Genomic DNA, 18,378 nt, shown 5'->3' on the forward strand with positions numbered 1-18,378 from the left:
CAACCGCCAAGTTGGAGTAAAATGAGCCGGATGAGTAAAATTACGAGGAGGGCGTCATGGTCAGCAGTCCTCGCGGCGAACGTCTGCAACTCATGCTCACGGAAGAGGAATATGAAGCGCTGGATAGCTGGCGCTTCAGCCGCCATATGCCGAGCCGAGCGGCCGCGGTGCGCGAGTTGCTGCGGCGCGGACTAACAGCCGAAGGCTTTGCGGTCTGCGACAGCGGTACGAAATCTGCGGATTTCGGGGTGGTCAGCGGCGGCACCAAGAAACGCTAGCCGCGCTACGTCACCCGGGGATGCGTCAGCGGGTCGCGGTGGGTGCACCGGCCGCAGGGCCGCCCGCAGCCGCACCGGCCGCAGGCGGATCGCAAATGCCTCGATGGCTCGTTCGTTTCGAACCCAGATGCGTTCGACGTCGGGCGTGCCGCGCGTGTTGCGACGGCTCCCGCCGGAGCGCCGCGCAGGCGGCGTCTCGCGATGGGCTTCGATCTGCAGCACGCCACACCGACGTAACGCAACCGAGTGCCGCGGCGTCGTGACGCTATCTCTTCTTGCCGAACCGCGGCACGCATGAGCGCGTGCGCGTGATGCCGGTCGACGACAGCGTCGCGCCCAGCACCTCCTTGATCTGGCCGACGGGGCACGATCCGTCGTCGACCAGAATGCGTTGGCCCAGCCGCAAATCGACAATGTCCTGCTCGCGCGGAACCTGCTCGGCGGCGGCCGGGGTGGCCTGCAGCAACGCCGCGATCCCGACGGTCGCGGCGAATAGCGCAGGATTGCGCAGCATCGCTTTGGGGGGCGGGATCGTCATCACTTGTTCTGCACCTTGAGGCCGTCCGGGCCGATGTTGATCTGCACGCCGTTGGGTTCCTTCTTCTCTTGATAGAGATTGTAACCGACGACGCCGAGCACGACGACCAGCGCCCCGATGATCAGATATAAAACATTGCGATTGTTCGGCACGATGTTCTCCACTCGGTTGCGTTGCTGCAACTGGAGCCGCAATTGTAATTGCCGGTCGGCGATTCTCAAAGCTTGCAGAAACCGCTTCAAATCTCCGCCAAACATGATTTGATCACATTCGCATGGCGCGCCGACGACGCCTGAGAAGAACACAACAGGAGAAATCAACTTGAACGACGATCACCGCCGCATTCTTGATGCCGTCGACGCGGGCTTCGACGCCCAGCTCGCCACCACGCGCGATTTCGTCGCGATCCCGAGCACGCGAGGCGCCGAAGCGCCGTGCCAGGACATGATGGCGGATCTGTTGCGGCAGCGCGGCTACGAGGTCGACGACTGGCACATCGACGTCGAGGATCTGAAGGAGATGCGCGGCTTCGGCCCGATCGAGCACGATTTCTCCAAAGCCCGCAGCGTGGTCGGGACCTATCGGCCGGCGCGCCATGCCGGGCAGTCGCTGATTCTGCAGGGCCATTGCGACGTGGTGCCGGCGGGGCCGGTGGAGATGTGGGACACCCCGCCATTCGACCCGGTGGTGAAGGACGGCAAGCTGTTCGGCCGCGGCGCCTGCGACATGAAGTCGGGCACCATCGGCGCGCTCTATGCGCTCGATGCGATCAAGGCCGCGGGCTTGAAACCCACCGCGCGGATTCACTTTCAATCGGTGATCGAGGAGGAGAGCACCGGGCTCGGTGCGCTCTCCACGCTGCAACGCGGCTACCGCGCCGACGCCTGCTTCATTCCGGAGCCCACCTTCGGCAAGATGGTGCGCTCGCAGGTCGGCGTGATCTGGTTTCGATTGAAAGTGCGCGGCCTGCCGGTGCACGTCTACGAGGCCGGCGCCGGCGCCAATGCGATCAATGCGGCGTATCATCTGATTCAGGCGTTGGAGAAACTGGAGGCGGCGTGGAACGAACGCGCCGCGTCCGATCGGCATTTCGGCAACGTCGCCCATCCGATCAATTTCAATCCCGGCATCATCAAGGGCGGCGACTGGGCGTCCAGCGTGCCGGCGTGGTGCGACGTCGATTGCCGGATCGCGATCCTGCCGGGCTGGTCGGTGGCCGAGCATCAGGCCGAGATCGTGGCCTGCGTGGCGGCGGCGGCGCGCGACCATCGCTTCCTGTCGAACAATCCGCCGGTCGTGCAATGGACCGGCTTCCTCTCCGAAGGTTACGAGCTGAAAGACTCCGCGGCGCCGGAAGCGGCGTTCGGCAAGGCTTACGCCGCGGTCTATGGCGGCAGCGTGCCGGACATGTCGTTCACCGCGCTGACCGACACCCGCTTCTATGGGTTGAACTACGACATCCCGAGCCTGTGCTTCGGCGCCAGCGGCGGCGCGATGCACGGCTTCAACGAATTCGTCGATCTGGATTCGTTGCGGCAATCCACCAAGGCCACCGCGCTGTTCATCGCCGAATGGTGCGGCGTGGAAGCCGTCTAGACGGAGCGCGGCGGCGGCTTGCGCGACGGATCATAGCAACGGGAGGGACGATGACGCCGCTCGAGATGATCCGGTCGCGGCCGCTGCCGTTCGCCGCGCTGATCGGGGTGCAGTTCACCGAAGCGATGCCGGAGCGGGTGACCGCGATCATAACGGTGCGCGACGATCTCTGCACGCTTGGCGGCGTGATCCATGGCGGGGCGGTGATGGCGCTGGCCGACACCATCGGCGCCGCTGCCACCTTCATCAATCTGCCGGAGGGCGCGCAGGGCACCACCACGATCGAGAGCAAGACCAATTTCATCGGTCCGGCCAAGGCCGGCGTCACCGTGCGCGCGGTGGCGGAGCCGGTGCATCGCGGCCGCCGCACTCAGGTATGGCAAACTCGCATCGAGACCGAAGAGGGGCGGCTGGTGGCGGTGGTCACGCAGACCCAGTTGGTACTGTGAGGCCTGCGGCGCCGAGCGCGGTGTTGCGCAGAAGCCGCAACCGCTGGCTGATACTAGGGCTGACCACAGTCCAGGGTGGTTTGATTTATCTTAAGTTCTCTTTAACTACAGTCGTTTAGGTTTGCTTAACACTTGCTCCGCATGGGATCCGATGAATCTCTGTGGCGCACGCATAGCATATGCTCTTGAAATGCATGGTGCGATGCACAATATTGTCGGTCTAGGGAATCGAACGCCTCCTCGAGGGCCTTCTTCCAAGAGGAGCAAGGCAATGAACGACGCTGCGATAGCTGGCCAGACGGCTGCCAAGTGCAGAGTCCGATCGCTGATCAATCAGGAACTTCCGTTGCTGAAGGATCATCTGATGCGGCTCGATCCGGAGAGCCGCCGGGATCGCTTCAACGGCTATGCCGATGAAGGGTTCATCGAGCGCTATTCCGCGAAATGTGCCGGCGACGGCACCATCATCTTGGCCTATTTCGCCGAAGACGGCGCGGTCCATGCCGCGGCGGAACTGCACCAGCCGGATCTGTCTTCCGACTCGTTGCCCGAGATCGCCTTCAGCGTCGAGGCCAACTTGCGGCGCAAGGGGGTTGGTAGCACGCTGTTCAAGCAACTGATCGCGGTGGCGAGTTCGCTGGGTTACGAGCGGCTGCGGATCACCACCGGCTCGCAGAACCAGGCGATGCGCGCGTTGGCCAACAAGTTCGGCGCCCATCTGACGTTCCGGCGCGGCGAATCCACCGGCACCATCGACCTCAATCCGAACGTCGACGCGCCCAACCTGGCCGCGGACGGCCGCGAATTGGATGTTAAGGAAGAGGTCCCCGCCGATGCGGCGAAGGCGCTGATCGATTTCAATCAGGCGTGCTGGAAACTGTTTTTGAGAATGTCGGGCTTCGGCAAGGCCGCCTAGCCAATTTGGCGATTTCGGCGCCGACGCTTTGGTCGGCGCGGCTGCGCGGTTGTATTGTTCGCGCGCGATCCTAAAACCAACTGCTCTCAGCCTGCGTAGCGCAGGCTGCATCGCCGGCGCGTCCGGCTGTTACGAGCCGATCCGCTTGTCGTTGCCGAATTTGCGGGTGACGCGGCGCTCCACCACGATCGAGCGCTGGAAACCCTGCTCGCCGGTGATCACGCGCGTGGTGCGGGCGGCGGCGCGGCTGGCCTTGCGCACCTCGGTCTGCACCGACTCGACCGGCATGCCCATCAGCGAGGCGGCGATCTCGGCCTGGGATTCCAGGTCGTCGGTGATGCCCATCGCGGCGAAAATCGCTTCATCCAGCGTCGGCGGGTCGCGACGCACGCGCCTCACGCCATATTTCGTATTCCAATCTTCGCTCATTGGTCGGCCTGTGCTGAATTGATGAAGTGATTGACCGCATGCTGCGACGTAGAAATGAAGATTACGTGGCAGACTCGACGCGATCTCTTTGCCTTGATCGATTACCGGGCGCGTTGCGCCAGATCAATAAAGCAAAGCCGCGCATGCGCGCAAATGCCGCTGCGCGGCTAGTTATGCGCGGTCAGGGTTGAAGGAAGATCGTCCTGCAATCCGTGCGGTGCGCCCGACGTCAGGCCCTGAAGATCGTCAACCCCAAGATCAGCAGCACCAGGAAAATCACCAGGAAGATGTAGAACAGGATGCGCGCGACGTCCGCTGAGGCGGCCGAGATTCCGGTGAAACCCAGCACGCCGACGATCACCGATACCACGAAGAAAATCAGCGCCCATTTCAGAATCGTCATCGCCGTCTCCGTCTCGTCACGCGGAGTTTGAACGAGCAGCACAGGTGTTGGTTCCGCTTGGCCGCGGTGAGGTCGTTTGGTGCGATGCAGACGACACCTCGCGGCCAGCGCTTGCTGCGAACACGCCGCGCGCCGCGCGGTTCAGGCTGATCGGGCTGTTTCCGCGGTGGCGGCGCTCAGGCCGTCGAGCGCGAGCGCCGGACCCGGGCGATGACGCCGGCTGCGACCTGCATGATGCTGCCGATCAGCCAAGCTAATCCGATCAGCAGCACCACGGCCAGATGCAGCCGTTCGTCGACCACGATCACATAGACCGAGATCACCGCCGCGAGCGCGCTCAGAAACGTGCCGGTGGCGCTGAACAGTTCGACGGAATCGGTTCTGGCGAGGTGGCCGGGCGGCGGCGGCGCGTCCGGATCGTGCAGCGGCGGCGGCAGGTCGATGCCGAGATAGAAGCCGATGGCGCCAAACAGCAGCATCGCCAGTGCGGCGGCACCGGAGCCCATCTCGACATTGGTGCGAATCATATTGGCGGCGACGAACAGCCCGCACGACGCGCCAGCCATCGCCAGCCCGATGCGCTCCATGACATGGGCCCATTTGCTCGCGGGAGAGCGGGTGTCCCAATTGGCGTGTCGTTTGCTCATTGCCGACGTGTAGCAGAAAGCCGCGCTGCTTTCACGCACCTTCGGACCCCGGGGACATGCCGTGCAGAGCATCGGGGTAGGGACGCGTGCGCGAGCTTGCTGGCGCCGCCGCGGCGCCGTAGGTTCGCGCGTGGCCGACCAACCGGCAGGGGACCATGATCAAGCCAATTCTTGCAACTTCGCTCGCTTCTGTCTTCGGCGTTAGTCTGCTGGCGCTCGGTGCCGGTTTCGCCGGCTCCGCCGCGCAGGCGCAATCCGCCGATCTGGTGCTGTGCGACCGGCTCGCCGCCGATCCCGCCGATCCGGACAAGCCGGCCGACGTCAAGGGCGTCGCCGAGATCGCGCCCGGCGACGTCGCCACCGCGATCAAGTTCTGCCGCACCGCCGCTTCATCGTCGCGCCGCGCGCTGTATGGGCTCGGCCGCGCCTATGCGGCCAACCGGCAAACCAACGAGGCGATCGCGGCGTTCCGCAAAGCCGCCGACAAGGGCTCCAGCTCGGCGATGGTCGAACTCGGCGTGCTCTATGCCACCGGCTCCGGCGTCGGCAAGGACGACGCCGCGGCGCGCAAACTGTTCGAACGCGCCGCCGAGGCCGGCAATCCGCGCGGCGTCAGCAATCTCGCGGCGCTGTCGGGGTCTGGTGCACCAGCCGATCCGGCGCGCGCCCGCGCGCTGCTGGCGAAGGCGGCCGACACCAATGCCGAAGCGCAGTATCAACTCGGCATGATGCTGGCCGAGGGGCAGGGCGGCGCCAAGGATGACGCGGGCGCCCGCAATCTGTTCGAGAAGGCGGCGGCGCAGGGCCATGCCGCCGCCATGGAGCGGATGGGCGCGTTCGCGCAGAGCGGGCGCGGCGGGCCGCGGGATGCCACAGCGGCGAAGGACTACTATCAACGCGCCGCGGCGCTCGGCAATGACGACGCCAAGGCGGCGCTGAAGCGCGCCGACTGCCCTTACGTGCTCAAGGACAAGCAGGGCGGCGTCGTCACCAATCTGTGCTTCTGAGCGCGCAACTGATCCGGCAATAACGGGCGTGCCCGCACAGGATGACGCCGTCGTCATCAAGTGCCGGCCGCCCAGCCTCGATCAGCGCCGAGCCGCCGCCGGTTGTGCTGACGCCTCATGGCCGATCGAACAGCCGCAGCATTGGCCGGCCTGATCGGCCTCGTCGCTTGATTTGATCTCCGCCAGCAGGCGGGCTTGCTGGTCGTCCAATTCGGCGGCGCGTTGCCGCGCCTCGGCGCCGTAGCGTTGTCTCAGGCGTTCGAAAACCCGCATGTTGCTCTCCCTTGCCGCTGATGCGCGTGACCTTGCCCGATCGCCAAGGCCGATCGTTGCGCCGGAGCAACCAAGGAGCGCAATGCGCGCGCGACGCCGCAGGACGAACCTGCGAGAAATCCACCGGCGCCCGAACTTAAACCGGGGCTGCGCGTTAAGTGGTTCCATTCCTCGGAGAACAAACCATGGCTGGCGTAAGCGGCATCAAAGAACACATGGAAGTCATCGGCGCCGACGGCGTTCATATCGGCACGGTCGACCGGGTCGATGGCGATCGCATCAAGCTGACCAAAGCCGACAGCGGCCAAGGCAGCCACAAGGGCCATCACCATTTCATCGAAGGCAGCCTGGTCGCCGAGATCGAAGGCAGCAAGGTGCGGCTGTCGGCCAATGGCGACGTCGCGGTGACGATGGAAGAAGAAGAAAAGTAGTCTCGCCGCGGCGGCGCAGCTATAGGAGTCCGCGACCGCGGCCCGCCGAATGACCCGAGCAGGATGATCCCAAATCGTCATTCTGCTCGAACTCCTGAAAGCCTGACCGAAAACAGCCACCCACAATCAGTAGTTCATGGATTGCGCCGAGACGGCGTGGAGGCGAGCGAGCCGCCAAGCCGGCTATCGCTCCAGATAGCGCGCCTCGAGCTCGGCACGTTGCGCGCGGCCAACGCCGAGCCCATCGGCAAAGTAGGTTTCGAGATCGCCATAATCGGCGCGCACGGCCTCGAACGCCGCGGCCAGGAACGAGTCCTCCACCGACACCAGAACAGCGGTGATCTCGGCCGGCAACGCAAGGGTCTTCGCCGTCGCGTCATCGAGCCGGTAGTGCCGGTTGGTCAGCAGATAGTCTTCGACGATGGTGGGCTCGGCGACGCCGAGCGCGTGCAGGATCAGCGCGCAGGCGAATCCGGTGCGGTCCTTGCCGGCGGTGCAGTGAATCACCAGCGGCGCGTGATCTTCCAGCAGATGCGCGAACAACGCATGGAACGCCTTGGTGTTGTTGCGCACGAAATCGCGATAGGAGTCGCGCATCAACTCCGCGGTCTCTGCGGCGGACAGCGGCACGCGGCTGAGGATGCGCTCGCGCAGCGCCAGCATGATCGCGGGCTCGATCGGCAGCGAATGTACGGTGATATCGTCGACGCAGCACATCGTGCTGAGCCGCTCCTCGACGCCGCGCAGATCGAACGCGTTCTTCAGGCCGAGGCTGCGCAGCAGCGCGATGTCGTCGCAGCTCAGGTGCGCCAGATGATTGGAGCGAAACAGCTGCCGCCAGCGCACGCCGCGGCCGTCCTTGCCCGGATAGCCGCCGAGATCGCGGAAATTGCAGGCGCCGGTCAGCGCGAGATGTCGCGGATAAGAATCAAGCATGGTGCCAGTGTAGCCGATCGGCAATGGCGAGGGGATGACAGAGTGCGCGTGCCGACGCAGCGTCAGGCGATGCCGAGTGAGAACGCCAGCGTGCCGACCGCGGCGTGCGACAGGATCAACGGCCAGATGTTGCGCATCTTCAGATAGGCGAAGCCCCAGATCACCCCGACCAGGAAGGTGTTCAGCAGCAGCATGGCGTCGCCATAGGCGAGGTGGATCAGCGAGAACATCGCCGAGGAATACAGCACATAGGTCCAGTTGCTGGTCTGCAGTTTGTCGGTCATCAGCTTGGGGATCGCGCGGCACACCACCTCCTGGCAGGGGCTGGACACCAGGATGTAGAACGGTGCGAAGCTGAGCCAGTTCGGCGGCTGCCGGGTGAAGCTGAAGATCTGCGCCTCGATCACCATGATGGCGGCGAGCCCGATGGTGACGGCGCCGCAGCCGATCCAATGCGACATCAGGATCGGCCGGCTCAGCCCGAGTTCGGCGAAGGAAAAGCCGCTGTAGAAGCACAGCGCGATGCACAGCGCCGACACCGCGAGCAGCGCATGCAGCCGATATTCGAACGACAGCGCTCCCCAATGGATGGCTAATCCGGGGATCGAGATCAGCGCGGCAAAGCCCGCTAGCGGCGCCAGGGCCCGCCATTGACGCAAAAATGTCATATACCCTTATACCAGGAGACTTAAAAATGTCATGCAGCGATATGCCGGTAAGCTTCCTAGGGTTCCGGGGAAGCGAAAGTCTTTGCGATGTGTTCCGTGGCTGACAACGCCGATGCGGTTCAGGCGTTCAAACACCGTGCCGCCGTCATGCCCACTCGGCTCGCCGCCATGGCGGCCGCCGCGGCGGGCGCGGCCTGGATGATTCAATTCCAACCGAGAATGCGCTAGCGCGACATCCGGCCGCCGCCGCGGACGCTGATCGCGCCGCCGAGCTTGACGCAGGTGGAGGAGCCCTCGACCATCACGAAGCCGGGGCCGAACTGCGCGCAGGGATTGGATTTCGCCGCATGCGGAATTGGCCGCGGCGTATCGCGCGGCGTCGGTGTGCCGGCGGTCACGGGCGTCTGTTCCGCGCAGGCCACAGTCGGTAGCGCGGCGACGATGAGAGCCGCGAAAATCAGTTTCATCGGCCTTGATAACGCAGTCTCGGCCGGGTGGCCAGCGCCGCATGGCCAGGCGCCGCGATGCCGCTCATTGAACGACGTTGGCGCCGATGCGACAGCCGCCAACTGAAACGGGCTTCGACTGAGAATCGAAGCCCGCAGAAGACTCTCCAGCCACGGAGAAAATAGAGTAGTTATCTTGCGAGGTCCTCCTTTACTTTTTGGGCTCGGGGGTGGTCAGCGCGGCTCCAACTTCGCCTAGCTTGGTACTCAGATTGCTGCCGATGGTGGTGAGCGCGGTGATAATGGCGAGGGCGATGAGCGAGGCGATCAGGCCGTATTCGATCGCGGTTGCGCCCGACTCGTCCTTCAGAAATTTCATGACGATGTTGTTCATGTGTCTCTCCTGTTAGTTCAGCTATTTTGCCCGGGCGGTGAGTGTTTCCTTCAACGCCGCGAACTTGCCGTGAAAAACTTAACTCGGGTTGAATCGGATTGACGAACAACCAATAGTAGTGGTACAAAAATACCGATGATACGAAGATTCTTTGCAAAATATGTCGAGACGTATCCAGAGCGCAGTAACTGAAATGATAGGTGAGAGGTAGTTGCCGGGGTGGCTTGCCGCGACAGGTAGTAAATTAGTACCACGGGTGATTGTTGTAGCGACAAGGTGTCGCATATTAGGGTCTGACAACTACGCGCTCGCTGCGGGGGGGGGCGGCGGCCGAATTATCCGCGAACGATGTCGCCGTGGCCGAGGCGGGCGGTCGCCGCGGCGTCGGGGGCGCTTGCCGGACTGCCGTATCGGAGCGTGAGCAGGACGACGCCTCGCCATGGGCAAGTGAGGCGCGGCGACGGGGTGAGAGGCTGCAGCCTGGCAAGAATGGTCGCCTTGGATGACCGCGGCGACATCCGGCCTCAATGTCGCGGCGGCCGGCGGCCGACGGCATGCTGCGGCTGCCGGACCGAAAGCCGCGGGCCGCGAAGCCCGGGCCGCAACGATTTGTTTGAACTTGGCCCTTATGGCTTGCGGCTATCGCCCCCGATGCGCGGAGCCGCCGCTTTGAACGAGACCCTGATCTCCACCTGCCAGATGTTTCTGGTGCCGCTGACCATCCTGTTCGCGGCGGTGGGCGTCGCCAATTCGCGCTTCGTCAAGCTGCTGGTCTGTCTGCTCGGGGTCGGCATCGCCGCGCTGTGGATCTGGCGGGTCTGGCTGTGGACCGGGCTGTCGCTGATCGACAAGCGCACCGGCATCGGCCTGGCCGGCGGCTTCGCGCTGTGCTGGGTGCTGACGCTGCTGGCCCAGATCAAGAGCAGTTTTCAGCGCTAGGCCGCGTGGCGCTGCGCACCGCCGACCCGGAGCCGGCCGCCCGGCGCACGCGCCGTCATAAGATTTTTTCGCTTCGCCGCACCGGGCCGGGTTTGCTAGCATGGCCGCGTTGGTTCGAGGACATGCCATGAAGCGTCTGCTGTTGCCCCTTGTAGTGTTGTATTCCGCCGCGGCGTCGGCGCAGACCGTGCCGCCCACGGTCGGCGACCGGCCGCTGCTGCAGATCAAGCCGAAGGTGGCTGCCGCCAAGCCCGGCAAGCCGTCGCTGCCCTCGCAGCTGCAGGCCTGCCTGGAGATCGAGGACGGCTCCAAGGAGCGGCTGGACTGCTACGACGCGCTGATCGCGCCGCAGCCCAAGCCGAAACCGCCCAAGGTCAAGGCGGTCACCGACTGCCGCTTCACCAAGGAGCAGGACGAGCGGCTGAGCTGTTTCAACGGCTTCGTGGAAAAGCAGCAAAAGCCGCAAGGCTGAGGGCTGAGGGCTGGGGCCGGCGGCCGCCGTGCCTTGGATGATTGGCCGAGCGCCATACGTCCTTGATTCGAATGTCAAACAGCCCAACGAATTCCGGATAGCCGCCCGCGATCTCGCGGCGCTAAGCGCCCGAGCTTTGCAAGAGGCCCCCTCGAACCAATGAGGGGGGAGGCGCGCCGCAGGGCGCGGGGGTAGATGTTTCGCGGTCTGCGGCTTGCCTCGCAAGGCCAGTCGCAAAGACCGCGCGTCGCCTTGCGGCGCGCCGTCCTGCGGCGATTATGGGCCCCGGGACCGTGCTTCCGGGGACAGGCGCGATGCACTCCGCACCACTGATCCCGGCGATCTCTCGCCGTTCACCTGTCCCGCGTCCAGCCAACCAGCAAGTGGCAGAGCCTCGTAGTGGGCCCGGACGGTGGCCTGGGGCCTCCCGGGTGATGCTTGCGAGGCACCAGCGCGGGACGCCGCGTCGACCGAATTGGAGTTGCCTCCGCATCGGCAGCGATGAGTGAGTTGCCCCACCGCTCGCTCTGTCCCGCTAACGTGACGCCTCGCGAAAGCGCCCCTCACGGACAGGACGACTAGGAATATAATCAATAATACGAAGCCTGTCAACGCGGTCGGTGCGCAGCGCTATGCGCGGCGTCGCTGTGGCCAGCCCCGTGTCTGTGGCGCGGCAGCCCGATGGCGATTATCGCGAGCCAAGCGACCTCGCTGGCGATCACCTCAGCTTGAATTTCGTCTGGTCGCTTCGGACGTCGCGTGCTGATCATGCGCGGCGCGTGATCACTATCAGGACACCGCTTACTAATTGATTTTTCGGTTCGTCGCGCGGCGAGGCTTGCAATCGCGGTCGCGCGCTACACATCCCCACAACAACATCAGCGGAGGAAACGGCCATGAAGTTGGGATGGATCGCAGGACTTGGATTGGCGCTGAGCACGCCGGCCTATGCCGGCGGCGGCGCGTCGTTCATCGACGGGGTGTGGGTCGGCAAGGGCACCTTCCAAATGGGCGACAAGGTGCATAGCTGCGGCGACATCAAGATGAAGTTCGTCGGCAGCGAGACCAGCTACCAGGTGCACGAGGCGCATATGGTGTGCGAGGAACTCGGCAAGCAGACCTTCACCGAGGTCGACAAATTCACTATCGACAACGACGGCACCATCACCTTCGTGGAAGGGACCGCCACCAATCTGAAGCCCAACACCAAGGTGGGCTCGGTGAAGGGACAATCATTGGTGACGCTGAATCCGATCGACGACGTCAAGATCGACGATATCAAGATGCGGCTGGACGGCGACGTGCTGATCTACGACCAGATCGCCAGCGCGCCGGGACAAACCCCAGACTACAGCCTGGTGGCGATCCTGACCAAGGAGCCGCCGGCGAAACAGGCCACCGGGGGAAACAAGTAGTGGAACTACGCGGCCAGCTGCGGGTTGGCCCTCGGTAGCGTACGGAGGTGCCAGCGGCGTCGGCGAGGAGTACCTTGCTGACGCTGCGGCCCGATAATCAAACAACCAGGCGCAGCCGCCGGATCCAGATTGGACCAACCATCGGAACCGGGAAGGGTAGTCAGCATGATCTGCAGCGAACGCTCGACCCGGGTGTTGCCGGGACTGTCTCAAGCCCTGTCATGGTTGCGGAGCGGCCTGCCGCCGACCGTTGGCGCGCCGCAGCCGCCCCGGACCTCCACCACGATCACACCGCGACCGCCGCGGCATCGGCCGACCGGAGCCGCGCAAAAGCCGGTCGTTAGGTAGGCGCTTTGGCGCTTGGGCCCGCGTAGCTTCCGATCACAACATCGTCATCGCGAGGCGTGTTCGCTCACTGGATCTTGCGGCGGAACATCCAGGCGGCAGCCGAGATCGTCACCACCGCGATTGCGGCCATTGGCCACAGCCGCTCCGCGACCGCGCCGAACGCCATGTCGCGCAGGAACACGCCGCGGATCACCACCACGATATGCGTCAGCGGGTTGATCTGCGCGACCGGCTGTAGCCAGTCCGGCATGTTCTGCACCGGCGAGCTGAATCCCGACAGCATCATCAGCGGCATCATCGTCACCATGATGCCCATCATCGCCTGCTGCTGGTTCGACACCAGCGAGGAGATGAACAGCGCGATGCCGATGATCGAGACCAGGAAGATCGCAAGCCCGGTGAACAGCACCAGCGCCGACCCGGTCAAGCTGATGCCGAAGCCGAAGATCACGATCAAGGTGATGATGGTGCATTGCGCGAAGCCGACGATCAGCCCGGGAACGGCCTTGCCGACCACGATCTCCAACGGCTGCAGCGGCGACACCAGGAGTTGCTCGAAGGTGCCGAGTTCGCGCTCGCGCGCCACCGACATGCCGACGATCATCAGCACCATGGTCATCGGCAGCGTGGCGATCAGCACCGGCACCATGGATTCGCGATAGCCGCGATTGGGATTGTACCAGCTGCGGTCGACGATCTCGCTTTCCGGCGGCACGGCCGCGCCGCCCATCCGATAGGCGGCGCTGTATTGCGCGATGATGGTGTTGAGATAGTTACTCAAGATCTGCGCGCTGTTGGATTTGCGGCCGTCGAGCAACAGCTGCACCGTCGGCTTTTCGTTGCCGGCGAGCTTGCGGGAAAAATCCTGGCCGATCTGGATCACCACCATGACGTCCTGGCGGTCGATCGCGGCGCGTGCCTCGGCCTCGCTGCCGTAGCGCCGCACTTCGGAAAACGCCGAGGCGCGCTCGAAGCGGCTAATCAATTGTTCGGACTGCGCGCCCCAATCCTGGTTCAACACGCCGACCGGCACGTTAGAGACCTCCAAAGTGGCGGCGAAGGCGAACAGGAAGAATTGGATCAGCGGCGGCAGCACCAGCGCCATCCGCGCCTTCGGATCGCGGAACGCCGCCAGCATCTCCTTGACGATCAGCGCGAGCAGCCTGGTCCAGATCATCGCGCCCTCAATCCAGCCGTTGCCGGGTGTTGCGCGCGGTCAGCGCGAACAGCACCGTGCTCATGAAGACGAGGATCAGCGTGCAGGGCACCAGCACCGAGGCGATGTTGCCGGCGAGGAAGATGGTCTGCAGCCCCTGCACATAGTATTTCGCCGGCACGATCACCGAGAACGCCCGCAGCGGCGCCGGCATGCTGGCGATCTCGAACAGGAAGCCGGAGAAATACAAGCCGGGCAGGAACGCCACCAGCATCGCCATTTGGCTGGCGACGAACTGGGTCTTCGCCACCGTGGAGATCAACAGCCCGATGCTGAGCGCGACGCTCATGAACACCGCGGTGAAGCCGATCAGGATCAAGAGCGAGCCGCGCAGCGGAATGTCGAACACGAACAGCGCTGCCAGCACGCAGACCGCCATCGCGCACAGCCCGAGCATGAAATTCGGCACCAGCTTGCCGATCAGGAATTCCAGCGTCCCGATCGGGGTTGCCAGCAGCGCCTCGATGGTGCCGCGCTCCCATTCCCGCGAAACCACCAGCGCGGTGAGCAGCGCGCCGATCATCATCATGATCAGCGATATCGAGCCGGGCACCAACAGCCGGCGACTCTCCAGCTCCGGGTTGAACCAGAACCGCGCTTGGACGTCGATCTGGCCCGGCATCGACGTGGTCTTGGCAAAGCCGCGCTGGTTCTGCCAGCTCTGCCAGGCGCCTTGCACATAGCCGGTGACGAGGCCGGCGGTGTTGGGGTCGCTGCCGTCGGTGATGACCTGGACGCCGGCGGTGTCGCCGCGCTCCAACCGTTCGGCGAAATCGCCGGACAACACGATCACGCCGCTGATCTTGCCGGCGGCGAGGTCGTCGATGAAGGCGAGCCGGCTCTGCGCCTGACGGACGTCGAAGTAGCGGGTGTTGGACAGCGACATCGCGAATTCGGCGCTTTCCGGCGTCGGCTCCTCGATCACCAGGCCGACCTTCACGCGCGTGGCGTCGAAGGTGATGCCGAAGCCGAACAGAAACAACAGTAGCGCCGGCAGTACGAAGGCGACCACGATGCTGGACGGATCGCGCACCACCTGCAGCGTCTCCTTGACGATCAGCGCGCGGATCCGGCGCCAGCGCCCGGATTTCAGCGAGGCGGCGCTCATGCCGCGGCCTGCTGCGCGCGATCGTGCTGCTCGACCAGCGCGATGAAGGCGTCTTCCAGCGTCGGCTCCGGGATCTCCTTGGATTTCACCGCGTGCTGCAACGCCTCGGGGGTGTCGACCGCGATGCATTTGCCGCGATAGATCAAGGCGACGCGATCGCAATATTCGGCTTCGTCCATGAAATGTGTGGTCACCATGATGGTGACGCCGCGTCCGACCATGCCGTTGATGAAGCTCCAGAACTCGCGCCGGGTCAGCGGGTCGACGCCCGACGTCGGCTCGTCGAGAAACAGCACCGGCGGCTCGTGCATGATGGCGCAGGACAGCGCGAGGCGCTGCTTGAAGCCGAGCGGCAAGCCGCCGGAGTTCTCGTTCAGGAACGGCTTCAGATCGAACGCTTCGATCACCCGGCCGACCGCTTCGCGGCGGCGCGCGCCGGACAGCCCATAGGCGCCGGCGAAGAAATCCAGATTCTGCGCGACGCTGAGATCGCCATACAGCGAAAACTTCTGCGCCATGTAGCCGAGCCGGGCGCGCGCGGCGGAGGGGGCCTTGTAGAGATCGAGGCCGTCGACCAGCGCCGAGCCTTCGGTCGGGCGCAGCAGCCCGCACATCATCTTGAAGGTGGTGGATTTGCCGGCGCCGTTCGGCCCGAGCAGGCCGAAGATCTCGCCGCGCGCGATCTCGAACGAGATGTGGTCGGCGGCGGTGAAATTGCCGAACCTGCGGGTCAGCGCCTTGGCCTGAACCGGGGCCTGGCCGGCTTCGTCGCTGCGTTGTCGTGTGGCCTGCGCCAGCGTGCGCTTCGGCTGGCCGCCGAGCATCGCCACGAAGGCGTCCTCGAAACGCGGCGGCGTCGGCGCGATGGTCACAGAGGCGGCGCCGATGCTTTGTGCCGTCGGCGCGGCGGCGCCCTCGGCGATCACCAGGCGGATCGCTTCGCCCTGCATCACGCCATCGATCACGTCGTCGGAGGTCAGCGTGCGCGCCAGCAGCGCGCGACGCTCGGAGCCGGCGCCATGCAGCTTGAACACCCGGCCGGCCATCTTGGCGGTCATGTCCTTGGGGTCGCCTTGAAATAGCACGCGGCCCTGATTGAGCACGATCACTTCGGCGCAGTTCTCGGCCTCGTCGAGATAGGCGGTGCTCCACACCACGCCGACGCCCTGGTCGATCAGGGTGTAGACCATCTTCCACAGGTCGCGCCGCGAGATCGGGTCGACGCCGACGCTGGGCTCGTCGAGCAGCAACAGTTTTGGCGATTTCAGCATCGCGCAAGCGAGCCCCAGCTTCTGCTTCATGCCGCCGCTCAATGCGCCGGCCAGCCGGTCGGTGAAGCGCGCCAGATCGGTGAAGGCCAGCAGCTTTTCGAACGTCGCGGTGCGCTCGTCGCCGACCACGCCGCGCAGGTCGGCGTACAGCGTGAGGTTCTCCATCACCGAGAGGTCTTCATAGAGCCCGAAGCGCTGCGGCATGTAGCCGATCTCGTCGTGGATCGCGGCGCCCTCGGTGCGGGTGTCGCGGCCCTGCACGTCGATGCGGCCTGCACTCGGCTCCAGCAACGCCGCGATCAGCCGCATCAAGGTGGTCTTGCCGGCGCCGTCCGGGCCGACCAGCCCGGTAACCTGGCCGGCCTTGATTGTCGTCGTTAGCGCCTGGATCGCCGGGGCGGCGTTCGGCGCAAAGGATTTTGCCAGGCCCTCGGTGGAGACCAGCGCCGCCATGGCTATTTCGCCTCGGCGGAGGGGATGCCCGCTGCGGGCTTGGTGGCGGCGTCGGGGTGGGCGATGATCGTCATCGGCATGCCCTGGCGCAGCACGTTGTCGGGATCGTCGGTGACGACGCGGATCCGGTACACCAGCGCGGTGCGCAGCTCGCGGGTTTCCACCGTCTTCGGGGTGAATTCCGCGGTGGTGGAGATGAAGCCGACGGTGCCCTTCAAGGGCTTGATCTGCGTCGTGTCGGAGTGCAGCTCGACCGCCATGCCGGGCTTGATGCGGCCGAGCTCCTGCTCGGAGACGTAGCTGCGCACCCACACCGGGGTGGTGAGGCTGAGCACGAACACCGTCTCGCCGGCGTTGACGATGGCGCCGAGTTCGCGCACCCGGCTCAACACCACGCCCGCGGTCGGCGCCAGCAGGTCGGCGTCGATCCGCTGCCGCTCGGCGATCCGGAGCGCGGCGTCCTTGTCGGCGAGCTGGGCGCGGGCGAGGTCGATATCCTCCTCGCGGAAGCCGGCCTTCATCAGCCGCAGTGCTTCGTTGGCCGACGCCAGCTGCGCCGTGGTCTGGCGGTTCAGCGCCGCGGCGTCGTCATAGGTCTTTTGCGTGCCGGCGGCGGATTTCAGCAATTGGGTGGCGCGGTCGAGACTGACCTTGGCATTGGCGCTGGCGGCTTCGCGCTCGCTGACCAAAGCTTCGGCCTGGGCGATTTCCTGCGGCCGGTTGCCGGCGATCATCTTGGCCAAATTGGCGGCGGCCTGATCGCGTTGCGCCCGCATCTGCCGCAGATTGTCTTCGAAATACACCGCATCCAGCGAGGCGAGTTTGTCGCCGGCTTCGACCCGGGCGCCTTCGTCGACGTTGAGCGCGGCGATCCGGCCGGACACCTTGAAGCCGAGATTGACCTGGCGGACCTCGACGTTGCCCTGCAAGGTGAGCACGTCGTCGTCGCCACGGTGGCTCGTCCACCACCACGCGCCGGCGGCGCCGGCGAGCGCGATCACGACGATCGGGATGATGATCTTGAGGCGGGGAGTCATGGCTTGGCGCTCCCGTCATGCGGCACGCCGAGCAACAGATCGCGATGCGCCGCCAGCATGCCCTCGACGTCGAGCGGCTCGTGCTGGGTGAACACGCAGCTCCAGATGATGCTGATCAGCATCGGCGCGAACAGCAATTGCGGAAACCGCACCAGCGCGTCGGACGGCAATTCGCCGTTGTCCTGCGCGCGTTGCGCGGCCTTGCGGATGATCGACAGGCCGCGAGAAATCACCTCGCGGTGATAGAATTCGGCGATCCCGGGAAACCGCGCGCCCTCGGCGATCACCAAGCGCACGATCTCGCGGCGCTTGGTTTCCAGGATCTCGCGCCGGAACAGATCGGAGAGCTGCCCCAGCAGTTGCGGGAACGGCAGGTCGGCGCGCGCCACCACGCTGTCGAGATTGCTCAAGGTCGGGCCGATCGCCGCCAGCACGGTCTTCTCGAACAGATCTTCCTTGTCCTTGAAGAACAGATAGATCGTGCCCTTGGCGACGCCGGCGGCGTCCGCCACCGCGTCGAGCCTGGTCGCCGCAAAGCCTTCGCTGGTGAACTGCACGAAGGCGGCGTCGAGGATCGCCTGGCGGCGCCGCTCCTGCTCGCGGACCCGCTTGCCGGCGACGCGTTTGGGGGTGTCGAGGGTCGACAAGGCGGCTTCTCCTGCGCAAGACCAGGGAACGAATCCTATCATGACTGACTGATTAGTCAAT

At 64.9% G+C, this 18,378-nt stretch carries 24 protein-coding genes; 9 read left to right on the forward strand and 15 right to left on the reverse strand.

Annotated elements, in window-relative coordinates; translation table 11 throughout:
• Positions 1–56: 56 nt before the first annotated feature.
• On the forward strand, positions 57–278 hold the full coding sequence (locus tag RPC_RS11735; protein WP_011472799.1) for a hypothetical protein: 222 nt from the start codon (positions 57–59) through the stop codon (positions 276–278).
• 265 nt (positions 279–543) lie between these two features.
• On the opposite strand, the gene RPC_RS11740 is transcribed toward RPC_RS11735, so the two are convergent.
• Together RPC_RS11740 and RPC_RS11745 are read right to left on the reverse strand one after the other, a co-directional pair.
• On the reverse strand, positions 544–816 hold the full coding sequence (locus tag RPC_RS11740) for a DUF6719 family protein (RefSeq protein ID WP_011472800.1): 273 nt from the start codon (positions 814–816) through the stop codon (positions 544–546).
• The gene (locus RPC_RS11745; RefSeq protein WP_157043191.1) at positions 816–1,136 is read right to left on the reverse strand and encodes a hypothetical protein; all 321 of its coding nucleotides are present in this window, start codon (positions 1,134–1,136) and stop codon (positions 816–818) included. The genes RPC_RS11740 and RPC_RS11745 overlap by 1 nt, the downstream gene beginning before the upstream one ends.
• Before the next feature lies 1 nt (position 1,137).
• Between RPC_RS11745 and RPC_RS11750 the strand changes: the two genes are divergently transcribed.
• From RPC_RS11750 to RPC_RS11760, 3 genes are all read left to right on the forward strand, one after another.
• Positions 1,138–2,412: an ArgE/DapE family deacylase gene (locus RPC_RS11750; RefSeq protein ID WP_011472802.1), complete on the forward strand. Its 1,275-nt coding sequence runs from the start codon at positions 1,138–1,140 to the stop codon at positions 2,410–2,412.
• 50 nt (positions 2,413–2,462) lie between these two features.
• Complete coding sequence (locus RPC_RS11755) at positions 2,463–2,861, forward strand: PaaI family thioesterase (RefSeq protein WP_011472803.1); 399 nt, start codon at positions 2,463–2,465, stop codon at positions 2,859–2,861.
• Positions 2,862–3,132: 271 nt separating this feature from the next.
• The gene (locus RPC_RS11760; protein ID WP_011472804.1) at positions 3,133–3,777 is read left to right on the forward strand and encodes a GNAT family N-acetyltransferase; all 645 of its coding nucleotides are present in this window, start codon (positions 3,133–3,135) and stop codon (positions 3,775–3,777) included.
• Between the two features lie 129 nt (positions 3,778–3,906).
• Here RPC_RS11760 and RPC_RS11765 read toward each other — a convergent pair whose 3' ends face one another.
• The 3 genes from RPC_RS11765 to RPC_RS11775 all read right to left on the reverse strand — a co-directional run bounded on the left by RPC_RS11765 (position 3,907) and on the right by RPC_RS11775 (position 5,256).
• Positions 3,907–4,206 carry a hypothetical protein gene (locus tag RPC_RS11765; protein ID WP_011472805.1) on the reverse strand — a complete coding sequence of 100 codons (300 nt, stop codon included), beginning with the start codon at positions 4,204–4,206 and terminating at the stop codon, positions 3,907–3,909.
• A gap of 229 nt (positions 4,207–4,435) precedes the next feature.
• A complete protein-coding gene (locus tag RPC_RS25485; protein ID WP_011472806.1) occupies positions 4,436–4,609 on the reverse strand; it encodes a DUF1328 domain-containing protein in 174 nt (57 codons plus the stop codon).
• A gap of 176 nt (positions 4,610–4,785) precedes the next feature.
• Entirely contained in the window at positions 4,786–5,256 is a 471-nt protein-coding gene (locus RPC_RS11775; RefSeq protein ID WP_049766094.1) for a hypothetical protein, read from the reverse strand.
• A gap of 155 nt (positions 5,257–5,411) precedes the next feature.
• On the opposite strand from RPC_RS11775, the gene RPC_RS11780 reads away from it, so the two are divergent.
• Positions 5,412–6,263: a tetratricopeptide repeat protein gene (locus RPC_RS11780; protein WP_011472808.1), complete on the forward strand. Its 852-nt coding sequence runs from the start codon at positions 5,412–5,414 to the stop codon at positions 6,261–6,263.
• An 81-nt stretch (positions 6,264–6,344) separates the two neighbouring features.
• On the opposite strand, the gene RPC_RS11785 is transcribed toward RPC_RS11780, so the two are convergent.
• Positions 6,345–6,536, reverse strand: a complete 192-nt coding sequence (locus RPC_RS11785; RefSeq protein WP_041801719.1) for a hypothetical protein — start codon at positions 6,534–6,536, stop codon at positions 6,345–6,347.
• A gap of 185 nt (positions 6,537–6,721) precedes the next feature.
• On the opposite strand from RPC_RS11785, the gene RPC_RS11790 reads away from it, so the two are divergent.
• Positions 6,722–6,967 (forward strand): DUF2171 domain-containing protein, encoded by a 246-nt coding sequence (locus RPC_RS11790; RefSeq protein WP_011472809.1) that lies wholly within the window; start codon positions 6,722–6,724, stop codon positions 6,965–6,967.
• Positions 6,968–7,150: 183 nt separating this feature from the next.
• Here the strand turns inward: RPC_RS11790 and RPC_RS11795 are convergent, their stop codons facing one another.
• From RPC_RS11795 to RPC_RS11810, 4 genes are all read right to left on the reverse strand, one after another.
• A complete protein-coding gene (locus RPC_RS11795; RefSeq protein ID WP_011472810.1) occupies positions 7,151–7,903 on the reverse strand; it encodes a tyrosine-protein phosphatase in 753 nt (250 codons plus the stop codon).
• Positions 7,904–7,965: 62 nt separating this feature from the next.
• Positions 7,966–8,571: a CPBP family intramembrane glutamic endopeptidase gene (locus RPC_RS11800; protein WP_011472811.1), complete on the reverse strand. Its 606-nt coding sequence runs from the start codon at positions 8,569–8,571 to the stop codon at positions 7,966–7,968.
• Between the two features lie 224 nt (positions 8,572–8,795).
• Entirely contained in the window at positions 8,796–8,969 is a 174-nt protein-coding gene (locus RPC_RS11805) for a hypothetical protein (RefSeq protein WP_415914826.1), read from the reverse strand.
• Positions 8,970–9,228: 259 nt separating this feature from the next.
• On the reverse strand, positions 9,229–9,411 hold the full coding sequence (locus RPC_RS11810; protein WP_011472813.1) for a Flp family type IVb pilin: 183 nt from the start codon (positions 9,409–9,411) through the stop codon (positions 9,229–9,231).
• A 669-nt stretch (positions 9,412–10,080) separates the two neighbouring features.
• On the opposite strand from RPC_RS11810, the gene RPC_RS11815 reads away from it, so the two are divergent.
• The 3 genes from RPC_RS11815 (at position 10,081) to RPC_RS11825 (ending at position 12,237) form a co-directional block, all read left to right on the forward strand.
• Positions 10,081–10,350 (forward strand): hypothetical protein, encoded by a 270-nt coding sequence (locus RPC_RS11815; protein WP_041802753.1) that lies wholly within the window; start codon positions 10,081–10,083, stop codon positions 10,348–10,350.
• 127 nt (positions 10,351–10,477) lie between these two features.
• Positions 10,478–10,822, forward strand: coding sequence for a hypothetical protein (locus tag RPC_RS11820; protein WP_041801721.1), 345 nt, complete (start codon positions 10,478–10,480; stop codon positions 10,820–10,822).
• An 896-nt stretch (positions 10,823–11,718) separates the two neighbouring features.
• Positions 11,719–12,237, forward strand: a complete 519-nt coding sequence (locus tag RPC_RS11825; protein WP_011472816.1) for a hypothetical protein — start codon at positions 11,719–11,721, stop codon at positions 12,235–12,237.
• 412 nt (positions 12,238–12,649) lie between these two features.
• On the opposite strand, the gene RPC_RS11830 is transcribed toward RPC_RS11825, so the two are convergent.
• Genes RPC_RS11830 through RPC_RS11850 form a run of 5 tightly spaced genes read right to left on the reverse strand, consistent with a single transcriptional unit; the run spans position 12,650 to position 18,317 of the window.
• Positions 12,650–13,762 carry an ABC transporter permease gene (locus tag RPC_RS11830; RefSeq protein ID WP_011472817.1) on the reverse strand — a complete coding sequence of 371 codons (1,113 nt, stop codon included), beginning with the start codon at positions 13,760–13,762 and terminating at the stop codon, positions 12,650–12,652.
• 7 nt (positions 13,763–13,769) lie between these two features.
• Positions 13,770–14,909: an ABC transporter permease gene (locus tag RPC_RS11835; RefSeq protein WP_011472818.1), complete on the reverse strand. Its 1,140-nt coding sequence runs from the start codon at positions 14,907–14,909 to the stop codon at positions 13,770–13,772.
• Positions 14,906–16,633 (reverse strand): ATP-binding cassette domain-containing protein, encoded by a 1,728-nt coding sequence (locus tag RPC_RS11840; protein WP_011472819.1) that lies wholly within the window; start codon positions 16,631–16,633, stop codon positions 14,906–14,908. The genes RPC_RS11835 and RPC_RS11840 overlap by 4 nt, the downstream gene beginning before the upstream one ends.
• Positions 16,634–16,635: 2 nt before the next feature.
• Complete coding sequence (locus tag RPC_RS11845; protein ID WP_011472820.1) at positions 16,636–17,670, reverse strand: HlyD family efflux transporter periplasmic adaptor subunit; 1,035 nt, start codon at positions 17,668–17,670, stop codon at positions 16,636–16,638.
• Positions 17,667–18,317 carry a TetR/AcrR family transcriptional regulator gene (locus RPC_RS11850; protein WP_415914827.1) on the reverse strand — a complete coding sequence of 217 codons (651 nt, stop codon included), beginning with the start codon at positions 18,315–18,317 and terminating at the stop codon, positions 17,667–17,669. Before RPC_RS11850 ends, RPC_RS11845 begins: the two co-directional genes overlap by 4 nt.
• Between the last annotated feature and the right edge of the window lie 61 nt (positions 18,318–18,378).

Origin of the sequence: Rhodopseudomonas palustris BisB18 (assembly GCF_000013745.1) — a bacterium.
GTDB classification, from domain to species: domain Bacteria; phylum Pseudomonadota; class Alphaproteobacteria; order Rhizobiales; family Xanthobacteraceae; genus Rhodopseudomonas_A; species Rhodopseudomonas_A palustris_F.

Coding starts and splice junctions, on each gene's coding strand:
- RPC_RS11845 (WP_011472820.1), bottom strand. CDS start 17,670: ATGACTCCCCGCCTCAAGATCATCATCCCGATCGTCGTGATCGCGCTC.
- RPC_RS25485 (WP_011472806.1), bottom strand. CDS start 4,609: ATGACGATTCTGAAATGGGCGCTGATTTTCTTCGTGGTATCGGTGATC.
- RPC_RS11780 (WP_011472808.1), top strand. CDS start 5,412: ATGATCAAGCCAATTCTTGCAACTTCGCTCGCTTCTGTCTTCGGCGTT.
- RPC_RS11835 (WP_011472818.1), bottom strand. CDS start 14,909: ATGAGCGCCGCCTCGCTGAAATCCGGGCGCTGGCGCCGGATCCGCGCG.
- RPC_RS11735 (WP_011472799.1), top strand. CDS start 57: ATGGTCAGCAGTCCTCGCGGCGAACGTCTGCAACTCATGCTCACGGAA.
- RPC_RS11755 (WP_011472803.1), top strand. CDS start 2,463: ATGACGCCGCTCGAGATGATCCGGTCGCGGCCGCTGCCGTTCGCCGCG.
- RPC_RS11775 (WP_049766094.1), bottom strand. CDS start 5,256: ATGAGCAAACGACACGCCAATTGGGACACCCGCTCTCCCGCGAGCAAA.
- RPC_RS11790 (WP_011472809.1), top strand. CDS start 6,722: ATGGCTGGCGTAAGCGGCATCAAAGAACACATGGAAGTCATCGGCGCC.
- RPC_RS11760 (WP_011472804.1), top strand. CDS start 3,133: ATGAACGACGCTGCGATAGCTGGCCAGACGGCTGCCAAGTGCAGAGTC.
- RPC_RS11765 (WP_011472805.1), bottom strand. CDS start 4,206: ATGAGCGAAGATTGGAATACGAAATATGGCGTGAGGCGCGTGCGTCGC.
- RPC_RS11830 (WP_011472817.1), bottom strand. CDS start 13,762: ATGATCTGGACCAGGCTGCTCGCGCTGATCGTCAAGGAGATGCTGGCG.
- RPC_RS11740 (WP_011472800.1), bottom strand. CDS start 816: ATGACGATCCCGCCCCCCAAAGCGATGCTGCGCAATCCTGCGCTATTC.
- RPC_RS11825 (WP_011472816.1), top strand. CDS start 11,719: ATGAAGTTGGGATGGATCGCAGGACTTGGATTGGCGCTGAGCACGCCG.
- RPC_RS11785 (WP_041801719.1), bottom strand. CDS start 6,536: ATGCGGGTTTTCGAACGCCTGAGACAACGCTACGGCGCCGAGGCGCGG.
- RPC_RS11840 (WP_011472819.1), bottom strand. CDS start 16,633: ATGGCGGCGCTGGTCTCCACCGAGGGCCTGGCAAAATCCTTTGCGCCG.
- RPC_RS11795 (WP_011472810.1), bottom strand. CDS start 7,903: ATGCTTGATTCTTATCCGCGACATCTCGCGCTGACCGGCGCCTGCAAT.
- RPC_RS11800 (WP_011472811.1), bottom strand. CDS start 8,571: ATGACATTTTTGCGTCAATGGCGGGCCCTGGCGCCGCTAGCGGGCTTT.
- RPC_RS11810 (WP_011472813.1), bottom strand. CDS start 9,411: ATGAACAACATCGTCATGAAATTTCTGAAGGACGAGTCGGGCGCAACC.
- RPC_RS11820 (WP_041801721.1), top strand. CDS start 10,478: ATGAAGCGTCTGCTGTTGCCCCTTGTAGTGTTGTATTCCGCCGCGGCG.